Raw genomic sequence first — 23,299 nt, forward strand, 5'->3', positions numbered from 1 at the left:
GCTGTGAATTCGCCCCGGATCACGACCCTGGCGCAGAACTGGGCGCCAGGATCGCCGGCACACCGGGTCAGTCGAGCGCCGCGGCCATCGCCTCTTTCGGCGCCGGCATCCCGGTGAAGAGTTCGACCTGCGCGAACGCCTGGTGCAACAGCATCTGCAGGCCGCTGATCACCTGTCCACCGGCGTTCTGCACCGCGGTGGCCAGCGGGGTCGGCCAGGGATCGTAGATCGCATCGAGCAGCAGCGGGACGACGGCCAGTGCGGGGGTATACGCCGCGGCGACGTCCGCCGGAATTGTGTTGATCATCAGATCCGCGTCGGCCGCCGCCGCTGCCAGGCCGCTTCCGTCGATGTCGGCCCATCGCGCCTCGGCGCCGACCCGCGTCGCCAGATCCACCAGCGGACCGGCCTTGTCCGGATTACGCGCGATCACGGTGATCCGGGCGACGCCGCGTTCCGCGAGCGCGACGATGGCCGCGGGCGCCGTGCCGCCTGACCCGATGACCACACCGTGTTGGGCGGGCGCCTCGCCGAGGGCGCCGCTCACCCCGTCGATGTCGGTGTTGTCGGCCCGCCAGCCAATATCGGTGCGCACCAGCGTGTTAGCCGACCCGACCAGTTCTGCGCGCGCCGTGCGCTCGTCGGCGACCTCCAGCGCGGCGAACTTACCGGGCATGGTGACCGACAAGCCGACCCACTCCGATCCGAGCCCACCCACCAGGTTCGGCAGCTGTTCGGCCGTGCACTCGATGCGCTCATAGGTCCAGTCGGGCAGGCCCAGCGCCCGGTACGCCGCGAGATGCAACTGCGGGGAACGCGAATGCGCGATCGGCGAACCGAGCACCGCCGCTTTACGCCCCGCGCTCACCGCGCGGAGTCGAGCACACCGTTGCGCTTGGCGAGCTCGATGTTCGCGAGGTGTTGCGGGTAGTCCCGGGTGAACAACGTCGTGCCCTGCATGTCGATGGTGACGAAGTACAGCCAGTCCCCTGGCGCAGGGTTCTCCGCAGCGGTCAACGCCGCGGTGCTCGGCGAACAAATCGGTGTCGCCGGAAGGCCGGGGCGCACATAGGTGTTCCAGTCGTTGCGCTGGGCGCGGTCGGCGTCGGTGGTGGCCACCTCGATGCGGTCGAGCGGATAGTTCACCGTCGAGTCGAACTCGAGCGTGCGGTTCTCCGCCAGCCGGTTGTAGATGACGCGCGCCACCTTCGCAAAGTCCTCCGGTGTCGACTCCCGCTGCACCAGGGAGCCGACGATCAGGATCTCGTAGGGCGACATGTCCATGGCCGCGGCCGTTTCGAGCAGTCCACCGTTGGCGTATTGGGTTGCGCTGGTGGAGATCAGATTGGCCAAGATCTCTTGCGGCTGTGCCGACGGGTCGATGTTCCACGTCCCCGCGGCAATCAGCCCCTCGAGGCGGCGATGGTCGTCACCCATCGCCTGGACGGGGCCGACGGCCCAGTCGGCCACACCGAGCGACGCCGGCGCCGCCGTCGCGGCCACGTTCTTCAGCGCGTCGGCGGCCACACAGTGGCGCTCACCGTCGAGGTCGACACACGTCGCTCGCGAAATCAGGGTGAGGATGCCCTCGGTGACCGCGTTGGTCTTGACATCACGCACATCGTCGAGCTGGCGCCCTTCGGGAATCGTCAGCTTGCCGACCCGGTTCTTCGGATCCGAAAGCCGCGCAACGGCGTTAGCGGCCGGAATCTCGGTCCGCATCTTATAGAAGCCCGGTTGAATCGCCGATATCGCTTCGTTGCCTTCTGCGGCGTCGACGAACACGCTGGCGGTCGCGACGATGTTGTGCTCCTGCAACGTCTTGCCGATCGCGGTCGTCGAGTCGCCGTCATGCACCTGGATCACGACGTCAGCGACACCGTCGCCGCTGAAGTCGTTACCGCCGAACAGTGAGTGCCACAACTTCGAACCCAGGAACACCGCGCCGATGACGACCACGATCAGCAGGCCGACGGCCAAGCCACTTGCCAAGCGGCGCTTGCGCCGGCTGCGCGCCGCGCGGATCCGCTCCGCGCGGGTCATCCGGCGCCGCGGCGGGCCCACCGCAACAGGTTCGGCCCGCTCGGCGCCCCAATGGTTAGTCATCCCCGACCTCTCCATGCGCGGCAACGTGCTCATCCGCTCCTTGCGTGCGCGCCGCTTCGCGCCGCTGGTCCAACCAGTTCTGCAGAATGCCCACCGCCGCCGCTTGGTCGATCACCGAGCGCTGCCCTCTGGCGCGGACACCGGCATCCCGCAGCGAGCGTTGCGCCACCACCGTAGTAAGTCGTTCATCGGCGAGTCGCACCGGTGTGGGCGCGATCCGTGCGGCCAACGCATCGGCCAACGCAACGGCGTCCTGAGCCGAGGTCCCCGATCGATCGGCGAGCGTGCGGGGCAACCCCACCACGACCTCCACCACATCGAGGTCCTTGACCAAACCGGTGAGCCTGCGGATGTGCCGGTCGGTGCGGTCGCGACGAACGGTCTCGACAGGCGTGGCCAGGATGCCGTCCGGATCGCTGGCGGCCACGCCGATCCGCACACTGCCGACGTCGATGCCGATCCGGCGGCCGCGCCCCGGATCCGGCGGGTTCAGCAAATGTCCAGGCCGATCCGGTCGACGGTCGCCTGAGTCCCCCCGCGAGTGCGGATCGTCGCCCGTCGGTGTGGAATTCACGCCGCTAGCCTCGGTCGATCTCTGCGCGGAGCGCCGCCAGCGCCGCGTCGATTCCTGCCGCCCCCTTGCCCGAACCCTGTGCCAGATCGGGTTTTCCGCCGCCGCGACCATTGACGGCCGCACCCAGCGTCTTCACCAGATCGTTGGCACGGAACCCGAGGTCTTGTGCGGCTGGGTTGACCGCAACCACAAACGGCACGCTGTCGTTCTCACCCTCGGCGATCAGCGCGACAACGGCGGGATCGCTGCCGAGCTTGCCGCGGACGTCGCCGACGAGCGTGCGCAGATCACCGGCCGACATCCCACTGGCCATGCGCTGCGCCACGAGACGGACCTTACCGACAAGTTCCGCGCCCGCGGCGGCATTGGCTGCCGCGGCGCGGGCATTGGCCAGACGCAACCGGTCCAGCTCTTTCTCGGCCGCCCGCAGCCGCTCGACCAGGTTCGCCACCCGCGCTGGCACCTCGTCGGAGGGCACCTTCAGCGTCGACGCAAGCCCGGCCATCAAGGCCCGTTCCTTAGCCAGGTGGCGGAAGGACTCGAGCCCGACGTAGGCCTCCACCCGGCGCACGCCCGAGCCGACCGACGACTCACCGAGAAGGGTGACCGGACCGATCTGCGCAGAGTTGTGCACGTGGGTGCCGCCGCACAGCTCCAGCGAGAAAGGTCCGCCGATCTCGACCACGCGAACTTGTTCGGGATACTGCTCGCCGAACAACGCTATGGCGCCCATCGCCTTGGCCTTGTCCAACTCGGTGGTGAACGTGTGGACCTCGTGGTCGGCCTCGACGGCCTCGTTGGTCACCTCTTCTATCTGGCTGCGTTGTTCCTCGGAGAGCGGTCCCTGCCAGTTGAAGTCGAACCGCAGATAACCGGGCCTGTTCAACGAGCCCGCCTGAACGGCGTTGGGCCCCAGCACCTGCCGCAGCGCGGCGTGCACCATGTGGGTCCCGGAGTGGCCCTGCGTGGCGCCGTGGCGCCACTTCGGGTCGACCGCGGCGACGACGGTGTCGCCCTCGACGAACTCGCCGGACTCCACACGGACACGATGCGACCACAACGTCTTCGCGATCTTCTGCACGTCGGTGACCGCCGCCTTGGCCGCGGTGGAGGCGCCCGATCCGCTGATCGTGCCCTCGTCGGCGATCTGGCCGCCGGACTCGGCGTAGAAGGGGGTGCGATCGAGGATCAACTCGACGCGGTCCGGCGGCGGGCCTCCTCCGGAACCGTTGTGCGAGACGACCGGCACCCGCTCACCATCGACGAAGATACCGAGAATCCGTGCCTCGGAAGACAACTCGTCGAATCCGGTGAATTCGGTCGGACCCGCGTCGACGAGATCGCGGTACGCCGACAGATCCGAGTGCGCCTGCTTCCGCGCCGCGGCGTCGGCCTTGGCGCGTTGGCGCTGCTCCGCCATCAAACCGCGGAAGCCTTCCTCGTCGACGGACAGGCCGTGTTCGGCGGCCATCTCCAGCGTGAGCTCGATCGGGAACCCGTAGGTGTCGTGCAACGTGAACGCATCGGAGCCGGACAACACCGTGGCCCCCTTGGCCTTTGTGGCGCCGGCCGCCTCGTCGAACAGCCGGGAACCGGAGGCCAGCGTCCGGTTGAACGCGGTCTCCTCGGCCACGGCGATGCGTTGGATGCGGTCGAAGTCGGCGACCAGTTCCGGATACGACGGGCCCATCGCTTCGCGCACGGTGGTCATCAGGTCGGCCATGATCGGTTGTTCGACGCCGAGCAGTTTCGCGGAGCGGATGATCCGGCGCAGCAGGCGGCGCAACACGTATCCGCGGCCCTCGTTGCCGGGGCTCACACCGTCGCCGATGATGATCGCCGACGTGCGGCTGTGGTCGGCGATGATGCGGTATCGCACGTCGTCGGTGTGGCTGCCCTGCCCGTAGCCGCGCGGCGCGTGCGCGGCCACCAGGTCGATGGCCGGACGCAGCAGGTCGGTCTCGTAGACGTTGTCCACGCCTTGCAGCAGGCACGCCACCCGCTCGACGCCCATGCCGGTGTCGATGTTCTTGCGCGGCAGCGGGCCGAGGATCTCGAAGTCCTCCTTGGAGGTGCCCTCGCCGCGCTCGTTCTGCATGAAGACGAGGTTCCAGATCTCGATGTAGCGGTCTTCGTTGGCGATCGGGCCGCCCTCGACGCCGTACTCGGGGCCCCGGTCGTAGTAGATCTCCGACGACGGCCCGCACGGCCCCGGGATGCCCATCGACCAGTAGTTGTCGGCCATCCCGCGACGCTGGATGCGCTCGGCCGGCAGCCCTGCCACCTCCTGCCAGAGGGCCATCGCCTCGTCGTCGTCGATGTACACCGTGGCCCACAGGCGCTGCGGGTCGAGCCCGTAACCGCCTTGTTCGACCGGATTGGTGAGCAGCGTCCACGCGAACTCGATGGCGCCCTTCTTGAAGTAGTCGCCGAACGAGAAGTTGCCCGCCATCTGGAAGAAGGTGTTGTGGCGGGTGGTGATGCCCACCTCGTCGATGTCGGGTGTGCGGATGCACTTTTGGATGCTGGTGGCCCGCTTCCACGGCGGGGCCTGCTGACCCAGGAAGTAGGGCACGAACTGGACCATGCCGGCGTTGACGAAGAGCAGATTGGGGTCGTCCAGTATCACCGAGGCGCTCGGCACCTCGGTGTGGCCCGCCTTCACGAAGTGATCGAGGAAACGCGTCCTGATCTCGTGTGTCTGCACGTCTGATACATCCTTGAAGTTTCGCTGATACCTGCGACTATTCGACCGCACTACAGTACCGGTCGCGGTTGTCACGCCGAAAAGACAACGAACGGGCCGCGTCGGCAGTGCCCAGGTCAGACTCGGTCTGGTGTCACCGATGTCACGTCACGCGTCGATGAAGCTCAGCCGGACCTTGCGCTGCGGATTGTCGCGGTTGAGGTCGACGAGCACGATGCTCTGCCAGGTGCCGAGCAACGGCTCCCCGTTCTGCACCGGGATGGTCACCGACGGCGACACCAGGGCGGGCAGCACATGGTCGGCGCCATGTCCCGGCGAGCCGTGGGAGTGCCGGTAGCGATCGTCGCGCGGGAGCAGGTTCTCGAGGGTGTCGACGAGATCGTCGTCAGAACCCGCGCCCGTTTCGATGATCGCCACACCCGCGGTCGCGTGCGGGACGAAGACGCTGCACAACCCGTCGCCGCGGCGGCCGCAGAACGAGCGGACGTCGTCGGTCAGGTCGATGATGCGGCGCTGACCGGTCTCGATGTCGATCACGTCGGTATCCACCTCATCGAGGGTACGAGTCGCGTTTCTATCGTCCATTGAATCGACCTCCTACCAGGAGGAAGCTGAGAGGTGGTCCGGCGGCGCCGCTGGGGCGCTGCCCCGAGCAAAGGAGGTGGGCCGTGTACGCACGCTCTACCACCATCCATGCACGACCTTCGTCGATCGATGACGGCATCGCGTTCATCAGGTCCGAGGTCATGCCCGCGCTGGAAGGGGTCGACGGGTTCGTCGGCTTGTCGTTGTTGGTGGATCGAGAATCCGGCCACTGCATCGCGACCAGCGCATGGGACTCCGAGGACGCGCTGCGGGCGAGCACCGAGCGGGCGGCACCGCTGCGCGATCGCGCCGCCGAGGCCCTCGGCGGTGAAGCGACCGTCGATCAGTGGCAGATCGGCGTCATGCACCGCGATCACCGCTCGGCCGACGGCGCCTGCGTCCGGGCCACCTGGCTGAGAGTGCCTCGCGAACACATCGCACGCTCGATCGCGTTCTTCAAGACCGATGTGCTGCCGGCCCTTGAGGCACTGCACGGCTTCTGCAGCGCCAGCTACCTGATCAATCCGGATTCGGGCCGCGCCGTGGCGTCGGCGACGTTCGACAGCCGTGCCGCGATGGCGGAGAACCGGGACCAGGCCAGGGAACTGCGAAACGCCCGGACGCGCGAATTGGGAGCCGACATCGTCGACGTGGGCGAATTCGATCTGGCCCTCGCCCACCTCCGCATCCCGGAAATGGTCTGATCCCGGTCCGCCACGCCGATCCGTTTATTGACGTCGGTGTCGGGGTATGTCAGCTGCACCCCGAGACCCTGGAGGAACCATGACCGTCACCGGCGTTATCACCGCGATTCTCATCGGCGCAGTGGTCGGCGTGCTCGCCCGCCTGATCCTGCCCGGCAGGCAGCCCATCGGCATCATCGTGACCGTTCTCGTGGGCATCGTCTCGGCGCTGATCGGCACGTGGCTCGCAAATGCGCTCGGGCTGCCGACCGCCACCGCCGGCGTCGACTGGATCGAATTGCTTTGTCAGGTCGTCGTCGCCGTGATCGGCGTTGCGCTCGTGTCTGCGCTCATGGGACGCAGGCGCACCGGCGTGACGGGCGGTCGTCGCGGCGGCGTCCTGCGCTAGCGAAAACCAACCAGACGATCCCGGCTGCGCCCCCCGGCAGCCGGGATCGCTTCTGTCACAGGGTCAGTCACAGCGTCTTCAGTAGTTCGTCGAGCTTCTCGTAGCCCTCGGTCATCCCGCCCTCCATACCGGAGGCCAGCAGCGCGTCGCGGGCCTCGACGGTCGGGCAGATCGACCGGCCGCGCAAGCGGCTGCGGCCGCCGCCGAGATCCTCGAACCACAGGTATTCGATGTTGACCTGATCCGGCCCCCCGTCGAACTCGAACGTCTGGAGGATGAACTCGTTCGCCCGGACGGTGTGGAACGTGCCGTTGAAGCTGTACGCGCCGCCCTGGTCCTTGTGCACGTAGCGGTATCCGCCGTGGCTGTTGAAGTACCACTCCTCGATCGTCATCTCCAGTCCGCGCGGGCCAAGCCACTGCTTGACCAGATCGGGCTCGGCGTGCGCGCGGAACAGAGCGTCGACGGGAGCGTCGAACTCCCGGGTGAACTCCATGGCCAGCGTGTCCACGGGGGCCGTGATTTCGAGTGCGTTACGCATGTGTCGGTTCCTTTCTCGTCAGGTGTCGGTCATCGGTGAAATCTGAGGAAGCAGGGTGTCCAGCCGGCGATAACTGCGTTCGGCGTCGAGCCGGTACCGGTCGATCCATGCGGTCAGCCGCTCGAGCGCGGCCGCGTCCAGGTGCACTGGCCTGCGCTGAGCCTCGCGGGTCCTGGTGACCAGTCCCGCCTGCTCGAGCACCTGAATGTGTTTGGACACCGCCTGTTTCGTGATGTCGAAGGGCTCCGCGAGCTCGTTGACCGTAGCCGGCCCCCGAGAAAGCCGCGCCACGATGGCGCGCCGGACGGGGTCGGCCAGCGCCATGAAGGCGCGGTCGAGTGCGGAGTCAGCATCGTCATCACACTCCAATTATCAACCCTATGCTTGATCAACTTAATGATTGAATACCAAGGTAGACCGGGTTTGCAAGGGTGTCAAGGGTGGAGTCAGCGCTTGCGGCGGATGATCGCGCGCAGCTTGTCGAGCCGACTGGCGATCTCACGCTCAGCACCGTGGGAGGTCGGCTTGTAGTAGTCGACGCCGACCAGTTCATCGGGCGGATACTGTTGGGACACAACACCATCGGGGTCATCATGGCTGTACCTGTAGCCTACTGCGTTGCCCAGCTTCACCGCGCCGGAGTAGTGACCGTCGCGCAGATGCGGCGGCACCATCCCGGCCTTACCCGCCCGGATGTCGGCCATCGCCGCGCCGAGCGCGGTGGTCACGGCGTTCGACTTGGGCGCCGTCGCGAGATGGACAGTGGCGTGGGCGAGCGTGAGCTGCGCTTCTGGCATGCCGATCAACTGCACGGTCTGAGCGGCGGCCACCGCGGTCTGCAACGCCGTCGGATCCGCCATGCCGATGTCCTCGCTGGCCAGGATCATCAGCCGCCGCGCGACGAAGCGTGGGTCCTCCCCCGCGACCAGCATCCGGGACAGATAGTGCAGTGCGGCGTCGACGTCGGACCCGCGCACGGACTTGATGAACGCGCTGATCACGTCGTAGTGCTGATCCCCGTCGCGGTCGTAGCGGACGGCGGCCTTGTCCAGCGACTGCTCGATGGTCTCGACCGTCACGGCCTCGCCAGCTTCGGCGGCCACCTCCAGCGCGGTCAGCGCCCGGCGGGCGTCGCCGGCAGATAACGAAACCAGAAGCTCGACGGCCTCGTCGGTGACGGTCACCCTGCCTGCGAGGCCCCGAGGGTCGTCGATGGCGCGGCGGACCAGCGTGCGCACCGCGTCGGTATTGAGGGGCTGCAGCTGCAGGATCAGCGACCGCGAGAGCAGCGGGGCCACCACCGAGAACGACGGGTTCTCGGTGGTCGCAGCGACCAAGGCGACGACGCGGTTCTCGACCGCGGACAGCAGCGCGTCCTGCTGCGTCTTGGAGAATCGGTGCACCTCGTCGATGAACAGCACGGTCTGCTCGCCGTAGGCGGCCGCACGCCTGGCGACGTCGATCACGGCGCGCACCTCTTTGACGCCCGCTGACAGCGCCGACAGCGCCTCGAATCGTCGGCCGGTGGCTTGTGAGATCAGCGACGCCAGCGTGGTCTTACCGGTACCGGGCGGGCCGTAGAGGATGACCGAGGCCGCACCCGACCCCTCCACCATTCGGCGCAGCGGAGAGCCGGGCTGCAGCAGGTGGTCCTGGCCGACGACCTCGTCGAGGGTCGCCGGACGCATCCGCACCGCCAAGGGCGCCGACGCGCCTACGGGCCCGGCCGCGGGCGTTGGGGCCTCGCCGGGGACGTCGAACAGACCGTCGGACACGCCTTCTGCTTACCACGCCGTCACGACGCGGGTTGCGTCACGAAGTCGATCAGCTCCTCGACCCGCCCGATCAGCGCGGGCTCGAGGTCGTTCCAGTCCCGCACCCGCCCGCGGATGCGTTGCCAAGCCCTGGCGATGTCGGCCTGTCCGGCGGCCGGCCAGCCCAGCGCGCGGCACACGCCCGTCTTCCAGTCGACGCCCCTCGGCACCGCGGGCCACTTCTCGACGCCGAGCCGCTCAGGTTTGACGGCCTGCCAGATGTCGATGAACGGGTGGCCGACGACCAAGGTGTGGGAGCCGCCGGGCCCGCGCCGGACCGCGTTCATGACCTCACCGGCGATGCGGGCCTCCTTCGAACCCGCGACCAGGTGGTCGACGAGGACGCCCAGCCGGCGGCCGGGTCCGGGCCGGAAGTCCTCGACGATCGCGACGAGATCGTCGATGCCGCCGAGGTGTTCGACGACGACGCCTTCGATCCGCAGATCGTCGCCCCAGACCTGTTCGACGAGTTCGGCGTCGTGCCGGCCCTCGACGTAGATGCGGCTGGCCAACGCGACTTTCGCCCGGACGCCGTGCACCGCAACGGATCCCGACGCCGTTCGGGTGGTCTTGGGTACAGTTCGGCGAGGAGCGGTCAGGATGACGGGCTTTCCGTCGATCAAATAACCCGGCCCGACGGGAAACGGCTTACGCCGTCCGTTGCGGTCTTCCAGTTCCATGCGGCCGTACTCAACCCGCACGATGGCGCCGACGAATCCCGTCTGCGCGTCCTCGACGACGAGCCCGATCTCGGCCGGTTGTTCAGTGGAGCGGACTCTGCGCGGGTGAGGGTTGTTGGCCAGGATGTCGGAGCCATAGCGATCAGCCACCGGGCGATCGTAGGGCCGCGTCTCGCCCCCACCCGATGCGATGAGGTTGCGACACGCCGAGATGTCTGCCACTGCGACGTCTGCCCGCGGATGAGCGAGGCACGTCGGCGACAATGCGGGGCGTGACCGATCTGTTCCGATACGGACCCTGGGCGGTGATCGCCGGCGGCTCCGAAGGCGTCGGCGCCGAGTTCGCCCACCAGCTCGCCCACGCCGGAATCAACCTCGTGCTGATCGCGCGCAAGCCCGACCCGCTCGAGCAGACGGCCGAAGCATGTCGCCGCAGCGGCGTTGCGGTGCGAACCCTCGCCGTCGACTTGACCGCACCCGACGCGCTGGAGTGCACCGCGGCGGTCACCGGTGACGTCGAGGTCGGCCTGCTGATCTACAACGCCGGAGCCAACACCTGCAGCGAGCACTTCCTCGACGCTGACCTCGCCGACTTTCATACGGTGATCGACCTGAACATCGGCACCATGCTCGCGATGGTGCAGCACTTCGGCCGTCCGATGCGGGACCGCCGCCGCGGCGGCATCCTGTTGGTGGGGTCGATGGCGGGATACCTGGGCTCCGTGCGCCACACCGTTTACGGCGGGGTGAAGGCGTTCGGCCGGATCTTCGCCGAGAGCCTGTGGCTCGAACTGCGCGACTACGACGTCCATGTGCTCGAACTCGTCCTCGGCGTGACCCGCACACCGGCCATGGAGCGGGTGGGCCTGAACTTCGACATGCCCGGTATGCGGGTGGCCGATCCTGCCGACGTGGCGCGAGAAGGTCTGGAGCAGTTGGCGAACGGGCCGGTGTATGTGGCAGGCGGTAACGCCGAGGACGTCACACGTCGCAACGACCCGGACCGCGCCGAGGTCGTGCTGCGCACGCACGAGTTCATGCAGAAGCTGCTGGGCGAGAAAGGAACCCGATGACCGAATTGGCGGACCTTGAGCGGCGACTTGCCCGCCTCGAGGACGAGCGCGCGATCGAGCGGCTGATCGCGTCCTACGGTCCCCTGGTGGATGCCGGCGAAGCCGATGCGACCGCGGACCTTTGGGCCGACGACGGCACCTACGACGTCGAGGGTTGGCACATGGCGGGCCGTGGCGAGGTCGCGGCGATGGTCCGCTCCGACGCGCACCAGGGTTTGGTCCGTCGCGGATGCTGCCACTTCTTGGGACCCGCGGTGGTCACGGTCGACGGCGACGACGCGGTCGCGGTCTGCGAGTCGCTGTTGGTGACGCGCCACGACGACGGCTTCTCGGTGTCGCGCGCGGGCGCCAACCACTTCCGGTTGCACCGCAGCGACGGGCGGTGGTTGATCGTCGCGCGGCGGACCCGACAGCTCGACGGCAGCGTCGAGGCTCGCGAGTTGTTGACGGCTGGCGTGGCCGGACGTCCGACATCGGGGTGACTCTCGACCGGCGCGAGCGACCGCGAAATGTCAAATTGTCGCGGCGTGTCGTGTGCAAACACGGCCGCTCGCGGAGATGTGTGGGGAGCGCGAGTTCAGGGCTGGGTGATCTCGTCGACGACGGTGTGAATGAACCGCATCTTCTCGAGCACCGGGCCGGGCAGCACGAACGGGTAGAGATCTTCCTTGCCCATCGAGCGGTTGAGCATGTTCAGCGCCCACGACAGCGGAAGCCACATCTCGATGATGGCGTCGAAGCTGCTCGGCCCCAGGACCTTTCGTTCGAACGTCGCCGCCGCAGGCGCCACCCCGAACGCGGCGGCGGTGTCGAGAGTGTCGCGGATGTGCAGATAGTGCGCGAACGTCTCCGCCCAGTCCTCGGCCGGGTGCATGGTGGCGTAGGAGGAGACGTAGCTCTTCTGCCAGTTGTCGGGCGGACCGTCGTTGTAATGACGGTCCAGAGCGGCCTGGTAGTCGGCGTCGGGGTCACCGAACAACTCGCGGAACCGGGCGTCGTAATCGGGTGACACGCTGACCAGGCGGTAGTAGTAATAGTGCCCGACTTCGTGGCGGAAGTGGCCGAGCAGCGTGCGGTACGGCTCGTCCATCGCCTTGCGCAACTGCTCGCGGTGCACGTCGTCGCCCTCGGCGAGATCCAAAGTGATGACACCGTTTTGGTGTCCGGTGAACACCTTTTGATGTTCGCTCGACAACAGGTCGAAGGCCAGGCCGTAGTCGGGGTCCTCGTCGCGGCCGATGATCGGCAGCTTGAGTTCGTGCAGTTCGGCCAACAACCGCCGCTTGGCGCGCTCGGCGTCGGCGAACGCCGCGAGCGCCTTGGTGTCGGAGTCCTGCGGCCGGGTGCGGGTGAGGGTGCATGCGTCACACAGCTTGTGGACTGGAGCTTTCTCTACCAGCCAGTTGCATTCCGCCAGATGCATATTCGCGCACAGCTGGTACTTCTCGCCGTCGACGAAGCCGGCGTGGTTCTGCTCGTCGCCGGTGGCGATGACCAACAACGCCATGTCGTCGAGCGAGAACCCCAGCGGCCGGTTGCACGACAGGCACAGTGAGTTCTCGAACGCGAGGCGCTGTCCGCAGTTGGGGCACAGGAAGTCACGCATGCAACACTCCTCCCTCGAACGGTTCGACGTCGACGGAGACGTCGATCTCGCTGCTCTGCGACTCGGTGTAGATGATGCCGCGCAACGGCGGGACGTCGGCGTAATCGCGGCCGTACCCGACGGTGATGTAGCGCTCGTCGACCATCTGGTCGTTGGTGGGATCGAGGCCCAACCACTGGTTCTGCGGTGTCCACACGGCGGCCCACGCGTGGGTCGCGTCGATACCGATCATCCGTATCTTCCCGGGCGGCGGATCGGTCGCCAGATAACCCGACACATAACTGGCGGCCAACCCGTTGGCGCGCAGGCAGGCGATGGCCAGCCGTGCGAAGTCCTGACATACCCCTTCGCGTGCCGCCAAAACCTCGCTGACCTGAGTGGACACCGTCGTCGATCCCGAGCGGTAGGTGAAATCGGAGTAGATGCGGTGCGTCAGGTCCCCCAGCGCGTCGATCAACGGTCGTTCCGGCTCGAAACTGGCTGCCGCGTAATCGCGTAGGACCGGTGTGATCTCCGGCGGCTGCAGGTCGAGGGTGAACTCGGTCGCCAACGCGGCGTCGACGCCGACCGGGCGGGCGATCTCCCACGGCGCCAACGCCGAACCGGCCCCGTACAGCGTGGGCGGCGGTGGGTCGACTTCGACCACCGACCGGCTGGTCACCGCCAGCGTCCGGTGGCGTTCGGCTACGTGGAAATACGAGCTGATGTTGCCGTAGACGTCGCGGCTGGTGGAACTGTCCGCGGCCGGCGGATCGATCTCGAGCTCGTGCGACAGGCAGCGCTGACGCTCGGTGTCCCGCGGGGTGAGGAAGCCACGGCCGTAGGAACTGGTGACATCGGCGGCGTAGCGGTACACGGTGCGGTGCATAATGCGGTAGGTGCGGCTGGCCGCAGACGAAGTCGGGCCGTCCGGGAACGCGTTCACGGCATCAGCCTCCGCTCGTCCGGACCCCACAGGTGTTGCATGCCCCCAGGCAGCGACAGATGGGTCGCGGTGATCACGGTCGCCAGTTCACGGAGATCCGCGTGCATTCCGTCGAGCAGCTCGGCCAACTCGACCCGCCTGCCGTCCACGACCTCCTCGAGACCGTCGGGGTCGAGTCGCCGTAGCCGCGTGGCGATCTCGTCGACCATCCGCTCGGGCCGCGACGAACCCGACGACCCGGGCAACGCCTTGAGGCCCGCGCGCAGCCGCTCCAGCTGGTAGATCAGCGAGCGCGGGTTGTCGGTGTCGAACAGCACCAGGTCGGCGACCGCGGACATGCTGACCTTTCCGAGCATCCGGCGCCGGTAGATGACCGACGACTCGCACACCACCAGAGTCGATTCGGTGATGGTCTGCTCGGCGCCCGGGCTACGGGCGATCGTGAGCGTCGCGCTCAGCAGCGCGGTGAGGTTCAGGCCGCGTTCGATGCGCTTGCCGATGTCCATCATCGTCCAGCTGACATCGCGGATCATCGATTCCGCCGCCACACCGGACAGCGCCAGCATGCCCGCGAGGGTCAGGCTGGCCGCCGCGGTGAGAAACGCCTCGCCCTCGGCCTGGGAATCGGGCGGCTCGTTGGCGGTACGGCCGGCCGATGACGCGGGTGGATGAAGCAGCGCCCGTTCCACAGCGGCCAGCACCATCCAGGTGTCGTTGGACATCTGGTCGCGCACCGAACGGGTGAGCAGGCCGAGGCGTTCGACGGACTGGGCCAGCGATCCCGGGCGGTACCGGTCTGCGGTCAACGACCACAGGGTGGACTGCGCGGTGGCGACCATCTCCGCGTCGTCGCCGCCGGCGCCGGTGTCGGTACCGGTTTGGTGGCCCAGCGCGGCCAGCAACACCGGCACGCATTCGCTGCCGTCCATGTCTCGGCGGTAATGAAATTCGTGGTAGCGCTCCCTGGTCACCGTGAGCAGCCGCGCCATGTGCTCGGCGCGTTCGGCGTAGCGTCCCACCCAGAACATGTCGGCCAGTACACGCGGCGAGCTCACCGCGCGCGTCGGGCTCGGCCGGACCGCGGGCAATTCGACCGGCGGCACCCGCTCCACGGTGACCCGCTCCGGTGCCCGAACCCAGACATCTTTGGCGGCAACGGTGTTCAGTGTGTACGCCGCATCGCCCGGCGCCAGGACATAGCCGAGGCCGCCGATCATGGGCGCATAGCCGCCGCGCTGAGCGACGGTGAACAGGCGCATGCCGACATTCGTCGCCGACAAGCTGCCGGATACGACAAGGCTTGGCGCAGAGGAGAACTGGGGCAGCTCCTGGCCGACCCACTGCCACGGTGTGGCTTCGATGCACTCGGTGAGCTGCCGGCGCTGATCGGCCGACAGGGCGGGGCCGACGATCCCACGGCCGCCGGTCACCGGTCTGATCAACAGCGACGACAGGTGGGCGAGAAGATGCGAGCGTTCGGTGCTGATACCGCCCCAGTACATCGGCGCGGTGTCGAGCATCGGTGCCTCGCCGAGCAGCTGTTGCGAGAGTTCGGGCAGAAACCGTTGCAGCCCGGGACTTTCGAGGATACCGCTGCCCAACGTGTTGACGACCGCTACCGTGCCACGGCGCAGCGCCTCGACGAGGCCGACGACACCGATTCGTGAGTCCGAACGCAGATCCAGCGGATCGACGAAGTCCGCGTCCACCCGGCGCAGCACGACGTCGACACGCTTGAGCGTTCCCATCGAGCGCATCCACAGCTTGCCGTCACGCACGACCAGGTCGTCGCTCTCCACCAGCGGAAAGCCCAGCACGCTTGCCAGGTACGCCTGGTCGAAGGCGGTCTCGGAGTGGATGCCCGGGCTGAGTACCACCACAGTGGGTTCTTCGGCCGACTCGGGAGCGGCGTCGATGAGCGCCAGTCGCAGCGCCTGGGCCCACGGGGACGCCGGTCGCGGGCCGATCCTTTCGTAGAGGTCGGGAACCGCATGCGCGACGACGCGCCGGTCCGCCAGCGCGTAACCCGCCCCCGAGGGTGCCTGTGTCCAGTCGGCGTTGACGAGGAAGTCGCCGTCGGCGACGCGGCTGACGTCGCAGCCGTGCAGGAACAGTTGGTGGCGGCCGGGGACGTCGATGCCTCGCGCGGCCCGCACGTAGCCAGGATGGGCGAAGAGAAGCTGGGCCGGCAGCACGCCGCTGGTGATCGACAGCTGAGGCCCATACAGGTCGGTAAGGACCGCGTCGAGAAGTCTGGAGCGCTGCAACAGACCGGATTCCAGCACGTTCCACTCGTCGGCCGAGACCACAAGGGGCAGCGCGTCGAGATGCCATGGCCCGGGTTCGGTGGGCTCGTGACCGTTCGGGCCGGTTTGACCGACCACCGAACCGCGCCCGTCGACCCGAACATAGGTGATGCCGTCGTTGTCGACCAGGCTGCGCACCACCTCACGCAGCTGCGCCAGACCGGGGCGGCCGCGCTCGGCGACGCAGTCGGCCAGGTCCTGCCACCCCAGGCGGACTTCGCCTGCGGCGTCGACGAACTCGTCGTAGCCGCTGCCTGCGCCCGGTCGCACGTCGAACAGCGCCTGCTGAATGCGTGCGGTGCGGTACCTGCCCAGCAGGTCGTCAGGGACGTTCGGTGCCGGTAGTGCCATCAGTGCAGAACGGTATCCGGTCAGCCCGGGATGCGGCGCAGTGCGCTGTGCCGGCGATCGATGCTCATCGCTTCAGCCGTACCGCCAGTTCCTCCGGCGGTACGCGGTGACCGTCGGCGCACCGAATTTCGACGGTGGCCTCGGCGCCACACCCCCGGTGCGCAAGGCGCAACGGCGTGCGGTTGGGCAGATGGCGCCGGCCCCACTCGAACATCGCCCAGACCACCGGCATGAACTCCCGGCCGGCCTCAGTGAGGACGTACTCGTCGCGGCTGCGCTGGCCCGGCTCCTTATAGGGCTGCCGCTCCAGCAGACCGGCCTCGACCAGGTCCGAAAGCCGGGCCGCCGCGGCGGCTTTGGTGATGCCGACCCGGCGCCAGAAGTCTTCGAAGCGGGTGGTGCCGTAATAAGCCTCGCGCATGATGAGCATCGCCGACTTGGTGCCCAGCACCGCCATCGTCTTCTCGATCGGGCACTCCCCGACCGCCGACCAGGCGTCCCGGTCGGCCAGCCTCCCCTGCAGAACTGTCATGGAATTCACCCTACCCCTGAGTTGTTCTACCTATACCTAGCTGGTATAGCTGAGTATAGACAAGTTCACTCAGCGTGGAGGGCAGGAGGCAGCAATGTCGGGATTCTCAGGTCGGGACGCCGTCATCGTCGGAGCGGTTCGCACACCGATCGGCAAAGGCAAGCAGAATGGGGCGCTGCACGACGTGCTGCCCGTGGACCTGCTCGCCCACAGTCTGAAGGAACTGGTGGCCAGGACAGGCATCGACCCGGTACAGATCGACGATGTCATCGCCGGGGCGGTCACCCAGGTCGGCGACCAGGCGGTCAACATCGCGCGCAACGCGCTACTCGGCGCGGGATTCCCCGAATCGGTACCGGGTACGACGGTCGACCGGCAGTGCGGCAGCAGCCAGCAGGCCATCCACTTCGCCGCCCAGGGCGTCATCTCGGGCGCCTACGACATCGTCGTCGCCGCCGGGGTGGAATCGATGTCGCGGGCTCCGATGGGTTCGAGCGTGCTACCCGGCAGTGACCCATTCGGCGCGATGGCGCAGCGCTACCCCGAAGGACTTGTGCCCCAGGGCATCAGCGCTGAGTTGATCGCCGCCAAGTGGGGTCTGTCGCGTCAGCAGCTCGACGAGTTCTCGGCGGGCAGCCATGAGAAGGCCGCGACCGCGACCAAAGAGGGCCGCTTCGACAATGAACTGATCCCGATCGCCGGTCTGACCACCGATGAGATCATCCGGCCGGGCACGACCGTCGACACGCTGGCCGTGCTGAAGCCGGCGTTCTACAACCCGGCCTACGAGCAGCGGTTCCCGCAGATCGGCTGGGGGATCACCCCGGGCAACTCGTCGCCACTGTCCGATGGCAGCGCCGCGGTGCTGATCACCACCAGCGAGGTGGCCGCGAATTTAGGTTTGCAGCCGCTGGCCCGGATCCACTCGATGACCGTCGTCGGCTCTGACCCGCTCTACATGCTGACCGGTGTCATCCCAGCGACGGAGAAGGTGCTGCAGCGCGCCGGCCTCACCCTCGCCGACATCGACCTATTTGAGGTCAACGAGGCGTTCGCGCCCGTCGTCCTGGCGTGGGCACACGACACCGGAGCCGATCTCGCCAAGACGAACGTCAACGGCGGCGCGATCGCGATCGGTCACCCCCTGGGTGCCAGCGGCGCGCGCATCATGACGACTCTCGTGAACGCATTGGAGCAGCGCGGCGGACGGTATGCGTTGCAGACGATGTGTGAGGGCGGCGGGATGGCCAACGCCACGATCATCGAACGCCTCTGAACCGGACGACTTCGGTGTAGTTGGTCGCGCTGACCGCGCCCAACTACACCGAAGTCACGCCCTGGCGAGCTCGACCGGCGGACGCCGGTATTCCTGACGTATCCCGCATCCGCATAATCGACGACCATGCGGGTGATAGTGACGGGCGGTAACAGCGGTGTCGGCAAGGCCACGGCGGCGGCTCTCGCGGCCGATGGCCATAGCGTGCTGATTGCCTGTCGCGATGTCGACAAGGGGCGCCGCGCGGCGGCCGAGATCACCGGTGACGTCGAGGTGGGCGCCCTCGATCTCGCCGACCTGGCCAGCGTGCGCGCGTTCGCCGACTCCGTCGAATCCGTTGACGTGCTGGTGAACAACGCCGGCGTGATGGGCATGCCGCTGACGCGCACGGCCGACGGTTTCGAATCCCACATCGGCATCAACCATCTCGGCCACTTCGCGTTGACGTCGCTGCTGGCCGACCGGATCACCGACCGGGTGATCTCGGTGGCGAGCGCGACCTATCTGTTCGCCACTTTGCATCTCGCCGACCTGAACTGGCAGCGCCGAAAGTACTCGAAGTGGAGCGCCTACGGCGAGTCCAAATTAGCCAACCTGCTGTTCGTCGCCGAGTTGGCGAACCAAGGTGTGCGCGCGTATGCCACCGACCCGGGCGCCACCGACACCGACATCACCCGATCGCTCGGAATGGGCGAGCATCAACGGATTCGGCGCCTGATGCACACCCCCGCCCAGGGCGCCCGTGCCACCTTGCAGGCGGTGACGACCGACCTGCCCAGCGGGACCTATCTGGCGCCGCGGTTCAATCAGCTCGGAAGGCCCAAGGTCACCCGGTTGCGACGCAAGGCCGTCGATCCGGCGACGGCCCGCCGACTGTGGGACGCGTCGGCCGAACTCACCGGCTGCGACTGGCCGCGCTGATCAGTCCCGCTGTCGCCACCACGCGACGACGTACAGCACCATCGCCGCCGCCAACGCGATCAGCACCCACAGCACCACCGCCAGATCGATCCAGGCGCCCGCCGGCGGCGCGCCGGGCAACAGGTTGCGAAGCGGCACCACTGCGAACAACATCGCCGCGAACCAGGTCGTCAACGGAGGCAGGAACTTTCGGCGGCCCAGCACCGTCTCGATCGCCACGAACAACGCCGCCGCAGGCAGTGCCAGCAGCACCAGCAACACCCCGACGTCGAACGCGAGCGCTCCCCTGGTGCGCTCCATGGTGAAACGTACGGTCGGAATCGGGTCCGGCGCCGAATCGATGGTGCCGTTCTGGGCACGAAAGTCCCATCCGTTGATCTGCCCCGCCGCGACGATTCCCGCCGGGATGCGGCGTTGTTCGGCACCGTAGCCCGCAAAGGCCTCCACGCCGATGGTGTCGGTGGTGAACTTGTCGAACGGCCAGTCGTCGGGGTCGCCGACCGCGACGAGGTGGGTGGCCGATTCACTGACAGACAGGTCGCCGTGCACATAGATCAACTCGCCGGAAGCGGTCCATGAACTCAACCGGACCGTGAAATCGGCGGGCTCGTACTCCTGCAGGTTGGGGCCCGGGTGTATGAGAACGTCGACCGCCAGGCGGTTCTGGATCGCGTCCATCTGCCGCAAGCGGACGATGACGACGGATTCACCGGTGACCGACGGCTCCGAGAATTCGAAGTTGCGAGGCCGCGGCTCCAACAACGCATATCCGAAGAGGGATCCGACGTAGACAGCCATCACCGCCACGACCGTCGTCACGACGGTGACCCGTCGCCGCCTGGGCGTGCCTGATGGCGCCGCACCTGTCACGCGCGGATCGTAGCCTCAGTCGCGCCGAACTCGACGCGGATTGAATCAGTCGGTCTTCGGCTTGGCGTCGATCCCGGATTCCTTGCGCTGCTGCGGGGTGATCGGCGCGGGCGCGCCGGTCAACGGGTCGACACCGCCACCGGACTTCGGGAACGCGATCACTTCGCGGATCGAGTCCGCACCGGCCAGCAGGGCGGTGGTGCGATCCCACCCGAACGCCAGACCGCCGTGTGGCGGCGCGCCAAAAGTGAACGCCTCCAACAGGAATCCGAACTTCTCCTCGGCTTCGGCCTTGTCGATACCCATCACCGCGAACACCCGCTCCTGGATGTCGCGACGGTGGATACGGATCGAGCCGCCGCCGATCTCGTTGCCGTTGCACACCACGTCGTAGGCGTCGGCCAGCACGCTGCCGGGATCGGTGTCGATGCGGTCCTCGAACTCCGGCTTGGGCGCGGTGAACGCGTGGTGCACCGCGGTCCACGCGCCGGATCCGACCGCGACGTCACCGTGCGCGGTCGCCTCGTCGGCGGGCTCGAACAGCGGCGGGTCCACCACCCAGGTGAACGCCCAAGCGTTCGGGTCGATCAGTTCGAGCCGTTTGGCGATCTCGATGCGCACCGCGCCGAGCAGCGCGCGCGAACTCTTCGCCGGGCCCGCCGAGAAGAACACGCAGTCACCCGGGGATGCGCCGACGTGCGCGGCGAGGCCGTCGCGCTCGACGTCGGAGAGGTTCTTGGCCACCGGGCCGCCCAACGTGCCGTCCTCGCCGACGAGCACATACGCAAGCCCCTTGTGCCCGCGCTGCTTGGCAAAGTCCTGCCAGGCGTCGAGCGTGCGACGGGGCTGGGAGGCGCCGCCGGGCATGACGACGGCCCCGACGTACGGTGCCTGGAAGACGCGGAACGGGGTGTCGGAGAAAAACTCCGCGCATTCGACGAGCTCGAGCCCGAACCTCAGATCGGGCTTGTCCGAGCCGAACCGGCGCATCGCGTCGGCGTAGGTGATCCGCGGCAGCGGAAGGGGCACGTCGTAGCCGATCAACCGCCACAGCGCGGCGACGATCTCCTCGGAGACGGCGATGACGTCCTCGGAATCGACGAAGCTCATCTCGAGGTCGAGCTGGGTGAACTCGGGTTGGCGGTCGGCGCGGAAATCCTCGTCGCGGTAGCAGCGCGCGATCTGGTAGTAACGCTCCATGCCTGCGACCATCAGCAGCTGCTTGAACAGCTGCGGGCTCTGCGGCAACGCGTAGAACGACCCGGGCTGCAGCCGTGCGGGTACCAGGAAGTCGCGCGCGCCCTCGGGGGTCGAGCGCGTCATCGTCGGGGTCTCGATCTCGACGAAGTCATGCCGTTCCAGTACTTCGCGGGCGGCGGCGTTCACCTTGGACCGCAGCCGGATCGCGTGGCCGGGCCCGTCGCGCCGCAGGTCGAGGTAGCGGTACTTCAGGCGCGCCTCCTCGCCGGCCTGCTCGTCGAGCTGGAACGGCAGCGGCGCGCTCTCCCCGAGCACCGTCAGCGACGTCGCGTTGACCTCGATCTCACCGGTCGCGATCTCGGGATTGGCGTTACCTTCGGGGCGGATCTCCACCACACCGTCGATCGCGATGCAGAACTCGGCGCGCAGCCGGTGCGCCGCCGCGAGGACGCCGGCCTCACGGAACACGACCTGCGACACCCCGGACGCGTCGCGCAGATCGATGAAGATGACGCCGCCGTGGTCGCGCCGACGCGCCACCCACCCGGCCAACGTCACCTTCTGACCGGCGTCGGCGGGCCGCAACGATCCGGCGGCATGACTGCGCAGCACTGAAACTCCTGGAATTCGCCTGACAAGACAACTGCACAAGTGTAGAGGGGTCGAATCCGCCGGTAGTTTGGCGTTCATGCCCAGTCGCGTCGCGCTCGTCGGACCCGGGGCGATCGGATCGACGGTCGCGGCTCTGCTGCACGCGGCCGGCCACCCGGTGACGCTGTGCGGGCGGACGCCGCGAGACTCGATCGAGGTCAGGTCCGACGACGGCGAGCCGATCGTGGTGCCCGGTCCGGTGCTGACCGACCCGGCCGACATCTCCGAACCGGTCGACGTAGTGCTGCTGGCGGTGAAGGACACCCAGAACGAGCAGTCGGCCGGATGGCTCGCGAAGTTGTGCGACGAGCGCACCGTGGTGTGCGCGCTGCAGAACGGTGTCGAACAGGTCGAGCGCGTCGGCCGCTACTGCCCGTCATCGACGGTTGTGCCTGCGGCGGTGTGGGTTTCGGCGGAGCCGACGGAGCAGGGTTATGTCCGGTTGCGCACCGGGGCCCGCCTCGTGCTGCCCGACACCGACGGGGCGCGGACACTGTCGGCACTGTTCGCCGGCAGCGCCGTCACGGTCGAGATCGACCCGAATTTCCTCAGCGCGGCGTGGCACAAGCTTCTGGTCAACGCGGTCGTGGGGTTCATGGTGCTCAGCGGCCGTCGCTCGGGCATGTTCCGCCGCGACGACGTCGACGGCCTGGCACGGCGCTATCTGGCCGAATGCCTGGCTGTCGCGCGGGCAGCGGGTGCACAACTGGGCGATGACGTGATCGACGGCATCGTCGGGCTGCTCGCCAAGTCCCCCGAGGACATCACCACCTCGATGCTGACCGACCGCGAGGCCGGCCGGGAGTTGGAGTGGGACATCCGCAACGGGGTGATCGCCCGCAAGGGGGCCGAGCACGGGCTGAACACCCCGATCAGCGATGTGCTGGTGCCGCTGCTGGCCGCGGCCAGCGACGGGCCTGGCTAGACGTGGACTCTGACTAGACAGCGTCCTTTACTGTGTATGCCCATGCAGCAATGTGAACGCGTCGACCTGGACTTCGTCGAGAACGCGCCGTTCCGGTTCGTCAGCACCGTCGACCTCGCGATCACGCCCGAGCAGCTCTTCGAGGTGCTCGCCGACGCACAGTCGTGGCCTTGCTGGGCCTCCGTGATCACCGAGGTGACGTGGACGAGCCCCGAACCACGCGGCGTCGGCGCCACCCGAACGGTGAAGATGCGCGGCGGCATCGTCGGCGACGAGGAGTTTCTCGCCTGGGAACCCTACAGCCACATGGCTTTTCGGTTCAACGAGGCCTCGACGGGAAGTATCGGCGCATTCGCCGAGGACTACCGGGTGGTGCGGACGGCGCAGGGCTGCCACCTGACGTGGGTGATGGCGATGAAGCCCAACGGCGCCGCCGCCCGGATCGGGATGACGCTCGGCGGGCCGGTGATGGGCTGGCTGTTCCAGAAGTTCCTGTACAACCTGCGCGACTACTCCGCTAAGCGCTTCGGGGTCTGAAGTGCGCGAAATTGCATTCCGGCAGGC

The 23,299-nt window shown here is 67.7% G+C and carries 23 protein-coding genes; 8 read left to right on the plus strand and 15 right to left on the minus strand.

The genetic code is table 11. From position 1 onward, the window contains the following. Positions 1-67: 67 nt before the first annotated feature. The 5 genes from A5759_RS10745 to A5759_RS10765 form a co-directional block, all read right to left on the minus strand. Positions 68-868 carry a shikimate dehydrogenase gene (locus tag A5759_RS10745; RefSeq protein ID WP_068197271.1) on the minus strand — a complete coding sequence of 267 codons (801 nt, stop codon included), beginning with the start codon at positions 866-868 and terminating at the stop codon, positions 68-70. After that, the gene (gene mltG, locus A5759_RS10750; RefSeq protein ID WP_068197273.1) at positions 865-2,106 is read right to left on the minus strand and encodes an endolytic transglycosylase MltG; all 1,242 of its coding nucleotides are present in this window, start codon (positions 2,104-2,106) and stop codon (positions 865-867) included. Before mltG ends, A5759_RS10745 begins: the two co-directional genes overlap by 4 nt. Next, positions 2,099-2,680 (minus strand): Holliday junction resolvase RuvX, encoded by a 582-nt coding sequence (ruvX, locus tag A5759_RS10755; protein WP_066841319.1) that lies wholly within the window; start codon positions 2,678-2,680, stop codon positions 2,099-2,101. Before ruvX ends, mltG begins: the two co-directional genes overlap by 8 nt. Before the next feature lie 4 nt (positions 2,681-2,684). Continuing rightward, positions 2,685-5,387 (minus strand): alanine--tRNA ligase, encoded by a 2,703-nt coding sequence (alaS, locus tag A5759_RS10760; RefSeq protein ID WP_068197276.1) that lies wholly within the window; start codon positions 5,385-5,387, stop codon positions 2,685-2,687. Positions 5,388-5,534: 147 nt separating this feature from the next. Beyond that, positions 5,535-5,936, minus strand: coding sequence for a secondary thiamine-phosphate synthase enzyme YjbQ (locus A5759_RS10765; protein ID WP_066841321.1), 402 nt, complete (start codon positions 5,934-5,936; stop codon positions 5,535-5,537). A 119-nt stretch (positions 5,937-6,055) separates the two neighbouring features. Between A5759_RS10765 and A5759_RS10770 the strand changes: the two genes are divergently transcribed. After that, entirely contained in the window at positions 6,056-6,676 is a 621-nt protein-coding gene (locus A5759_RS10770) for a hypothetical protein (RefSeq protein ID WP_068197278.1), read from the plus strand. 79 nt (positions 6,677-6,755) lie between these two features. Continuing rightward, a complete protein-coding gene (locus tag A5759_RS10775) occupies positions 6,756-7,064 on the plus strand; it encodes a GlsB/YeaQ/YmgE family stress response membrane protein (RefSeq protein ID WP_064395413.1) in 309 nt (102 codons plus the stop codon). 67 nt (positions 7,065-7,131) lie between these two features. Here the strand turns inward: A5759_RS10775 and A5759_RS10780 are convergent, their stop codons facing one another. The 4 genes from A5759_RS10780 to A5759_RS10795 all read right to left on the minus strand — a co-directional run bounded on the left by A5759_RS10780 (position 7,132) and on the right by A5759_RS10795 (position 10,249). Then, complete coding sequence (locus A5759_RS10780) at positions 7,132-7,605, minus strand: SRPBCC family protein (RefSeq protein WP_068197281.1); 474 nt, start codon at positions 7,603-7,605, stop codon at positions 7,132-7,134. Positions 7,606-7,623: 18 nt separating this feature from the next. Then, positions 7,624-7,929 (minus strand): helix-turn-helix transcriptional regulator, encoded by a 306-nt coding sequence (locus A5759_RS10785; RefSeq protein WP_068198241.1) that lies wholly within the window; start codon positions 7,927-7,929, stop codon positions 7,624-7,626. Positions 7,930-8,051: 122 nt separating this feature from the next. Beyond that, positions 8,052-9,380 carry a replication-associated recombination protein A gene (locus A5759_RS10790; protein ID WP_068197283.1) on the minus strand — a complete coding sequence of 443 codons (1,329 nt, stop codon included), beginning with the start codon at positions 9,378-9,380 and terminating at the stop codon, positions 8,052-8,054. A 20-nt stretch (positions 9,381-9,400) separates the two neighbouring features. Further along, positions 9,401-10,249 carry a DUF3097 domain-containing protein gene (locus tag A5759_RS10795; RefSeq protein WP_068198244.1) on the minus strand — a complete coding sequence of 283 codons (849 nt, stop codon included), beginning with the start codon at positions 10,247-10,249 and terminating at the stop codon, positions 9,401-9,403. A 122-nt stretch (positions 10,250-10,371) separates the two neighbouring features. Between A5759_RS10795 and A5759_RS10800 the strand changes: the two genes are divergently transcribed. Next, complete coding sequence (locus A5759_RS10800; protein ID WP_068197286.1) at positions 10,372-11,172, plus strand: SDR family oxidoreductase; 801 nt, start codon at positions 10,372-10,374, stop codon at positions 11,170-11,172. Next, positions 11,169-11,654 (plus strand): nuclear transport factor 2 family protein, encoded by a 486-nt coding sequence (locus A5759_RS10805; protein WP_068197289.1) that lies wholly within the window; start codon positions 11,169-11,171, stop codon positions 11,652-11,654. The genes A5759_RS10800 and A5759_RS10805 overlap by 4 nt, the downstream gene beginning before the upstream one ends. A 95-nt stretch (positions 11,655-11,749) precedes the next feature. Here A5759_RS10805 and A5759_RS10810 read toward each other — a convergent pair whose 3' ends face one another. From A5759_RS10810 to A5759_RS10825, 4 genes are all read right to left on the minus strand, one after another. Beyond that, positions 11,750-12,778, minus strand: a complete 1,029-nt coding sequence (locus tag A5759_RS10810) for a putative zinc-binding metallopeptidase (protein ID WP_068197292.1) — start codon at positions 12,776-12,778, stop codon at positions 11,750-11,752. Then, positions 12,771-13,646, minus strand: a complete 876-nt coding sequence (locus A5759_RS10815) for a transglutaminase family protein (RefSeq protein WP_082962074.1) — start codon at positions 13,644-13,646, stop codon at positions 12,771-12,773. The genes A5759_RS10810 and A5759_RS10815 overlap by 8 nt, the downstream gene beginning before the upstream one ends. 53 nt (positions 13,647-13,699) lie before the next feature. After that, on the minus strand, positions 13,700-16,360 hold the full coding sequence (locus A5759_RS10820; RefSeq protein WP_068197299.1) for a circularly permuted type 2 ATP-grasp protein: 2,661 nt from the start codon (positions 16,358-16,360) through the stop codon (positions 13,700-13,702). A 64-nt stretch (positions 16,361-16,424) separates the two neighbouring features. Further along, on the minus strand, positions 16,425-16,892 hold the full coding sequence (locus A5759_RS10825; protein ID WP_068197301.1) for a helix-turn-helix domain-containing protein: 468 nt from the start codon (positions 16,890-16,892) through the stop codon (positions 16,425-16,427). A gap of 94 nt (positions 16,893-16,986) precedes the next feature. Between A5759_RS10825 and A5759_RS10830 the strand changes: the two genes are divergently transcribed. Beyond that, on the plus strand, positions 16,987-18,168 hold the full coding sequence (locus A5759_RS10830) for a thiolase family protein (protein WP_068197304.1): 1,182 nt from the start codon (positions 16,987-16,989) through the stop codon (positions 18,166-18,168). A 126-nt stretch (positions 18,169-18,294) separates the two neighbouring features. After that, positions 18,295-19,089, plus strand: coding sequence for an SDR family NAD(P)-dependent oxidoreductase (locus tag A5759_RS10835; protein WP_068197308.1), 795 nt, complete (start codon positions 18,295-18,297; stop codon positions 19,087-19,089). Here A5759_RS10835 and A5759_RS10840 read toward each other — a convergent pair whose 3' ends face one another. Together A5759_RS10840 and aspS are read right to left on the minus strand one after the other, a co-directional pair. Continuing rightward, positions 19,090-19,959, minus strand: coding sequence for a DUF4436 family protein (locus tag A5759_RS10840; protein ID WP_068197309.1), 870 nt, complete (start codon positions 19,957-19,959; stop codon positions 19,090-19,092). A gap of 45 nt (positions 19,960-20,004) precedes the next feature. After that, the gene (aspS, locus tag A5759_RS10845; RefSeq protein WP_068197312.1) at positions 20,005-21,771 is read right to left on the minus strand and encodes an aspartate--tRNA ligase; all 1,767 of its coding nucleotides are present in this window, start codon (positions 21,769-21,771) and stop codon (positions 20,005-20,007) included. A 76-nt stretch (positions 21,772-21,847) separates the two neighbouring features. On the opposite strand from aspS, the gene A5759_RS10850 reads away from it, so the two are divergent. Beyond that, positions 21,848-22,735 carry an oxidoreductase gene (locus tag A5759_RS10850; protein WP_064395401.1) on the plus strand — a complete coding sequence of 296 codons (888 nt, stop codon included), beginning with the start codon at positions 21,848-21,850 and terminating at the stop codon, positions 22,733-22,735. Positions 22,736-22,771: 36 nt separating this feature from the next. Continuing rightward, positions 22,772-23,272, plus strand: coding sequence for an SRPBCC family protein (locus tag A5759_RS10855; protein ID WP_064395400.1), 501 nt, complete (start codon positions 22,772-22,774; stop codon positions 23,270-23,272). Positions 23,273-23,299 lie beyond the last annotated feature (27 nt).

It is taken from the genome of Mycobacterium sp. 852014-52144_SCH5372336 (assembly GCF_001665615.1).
GTDB lineage: Bacteria > Actinomycetota > Actinomycetes > Mycobacteriales > Mycobacteriaceae > Mycobacterium > Mycobacterium neumannii_A.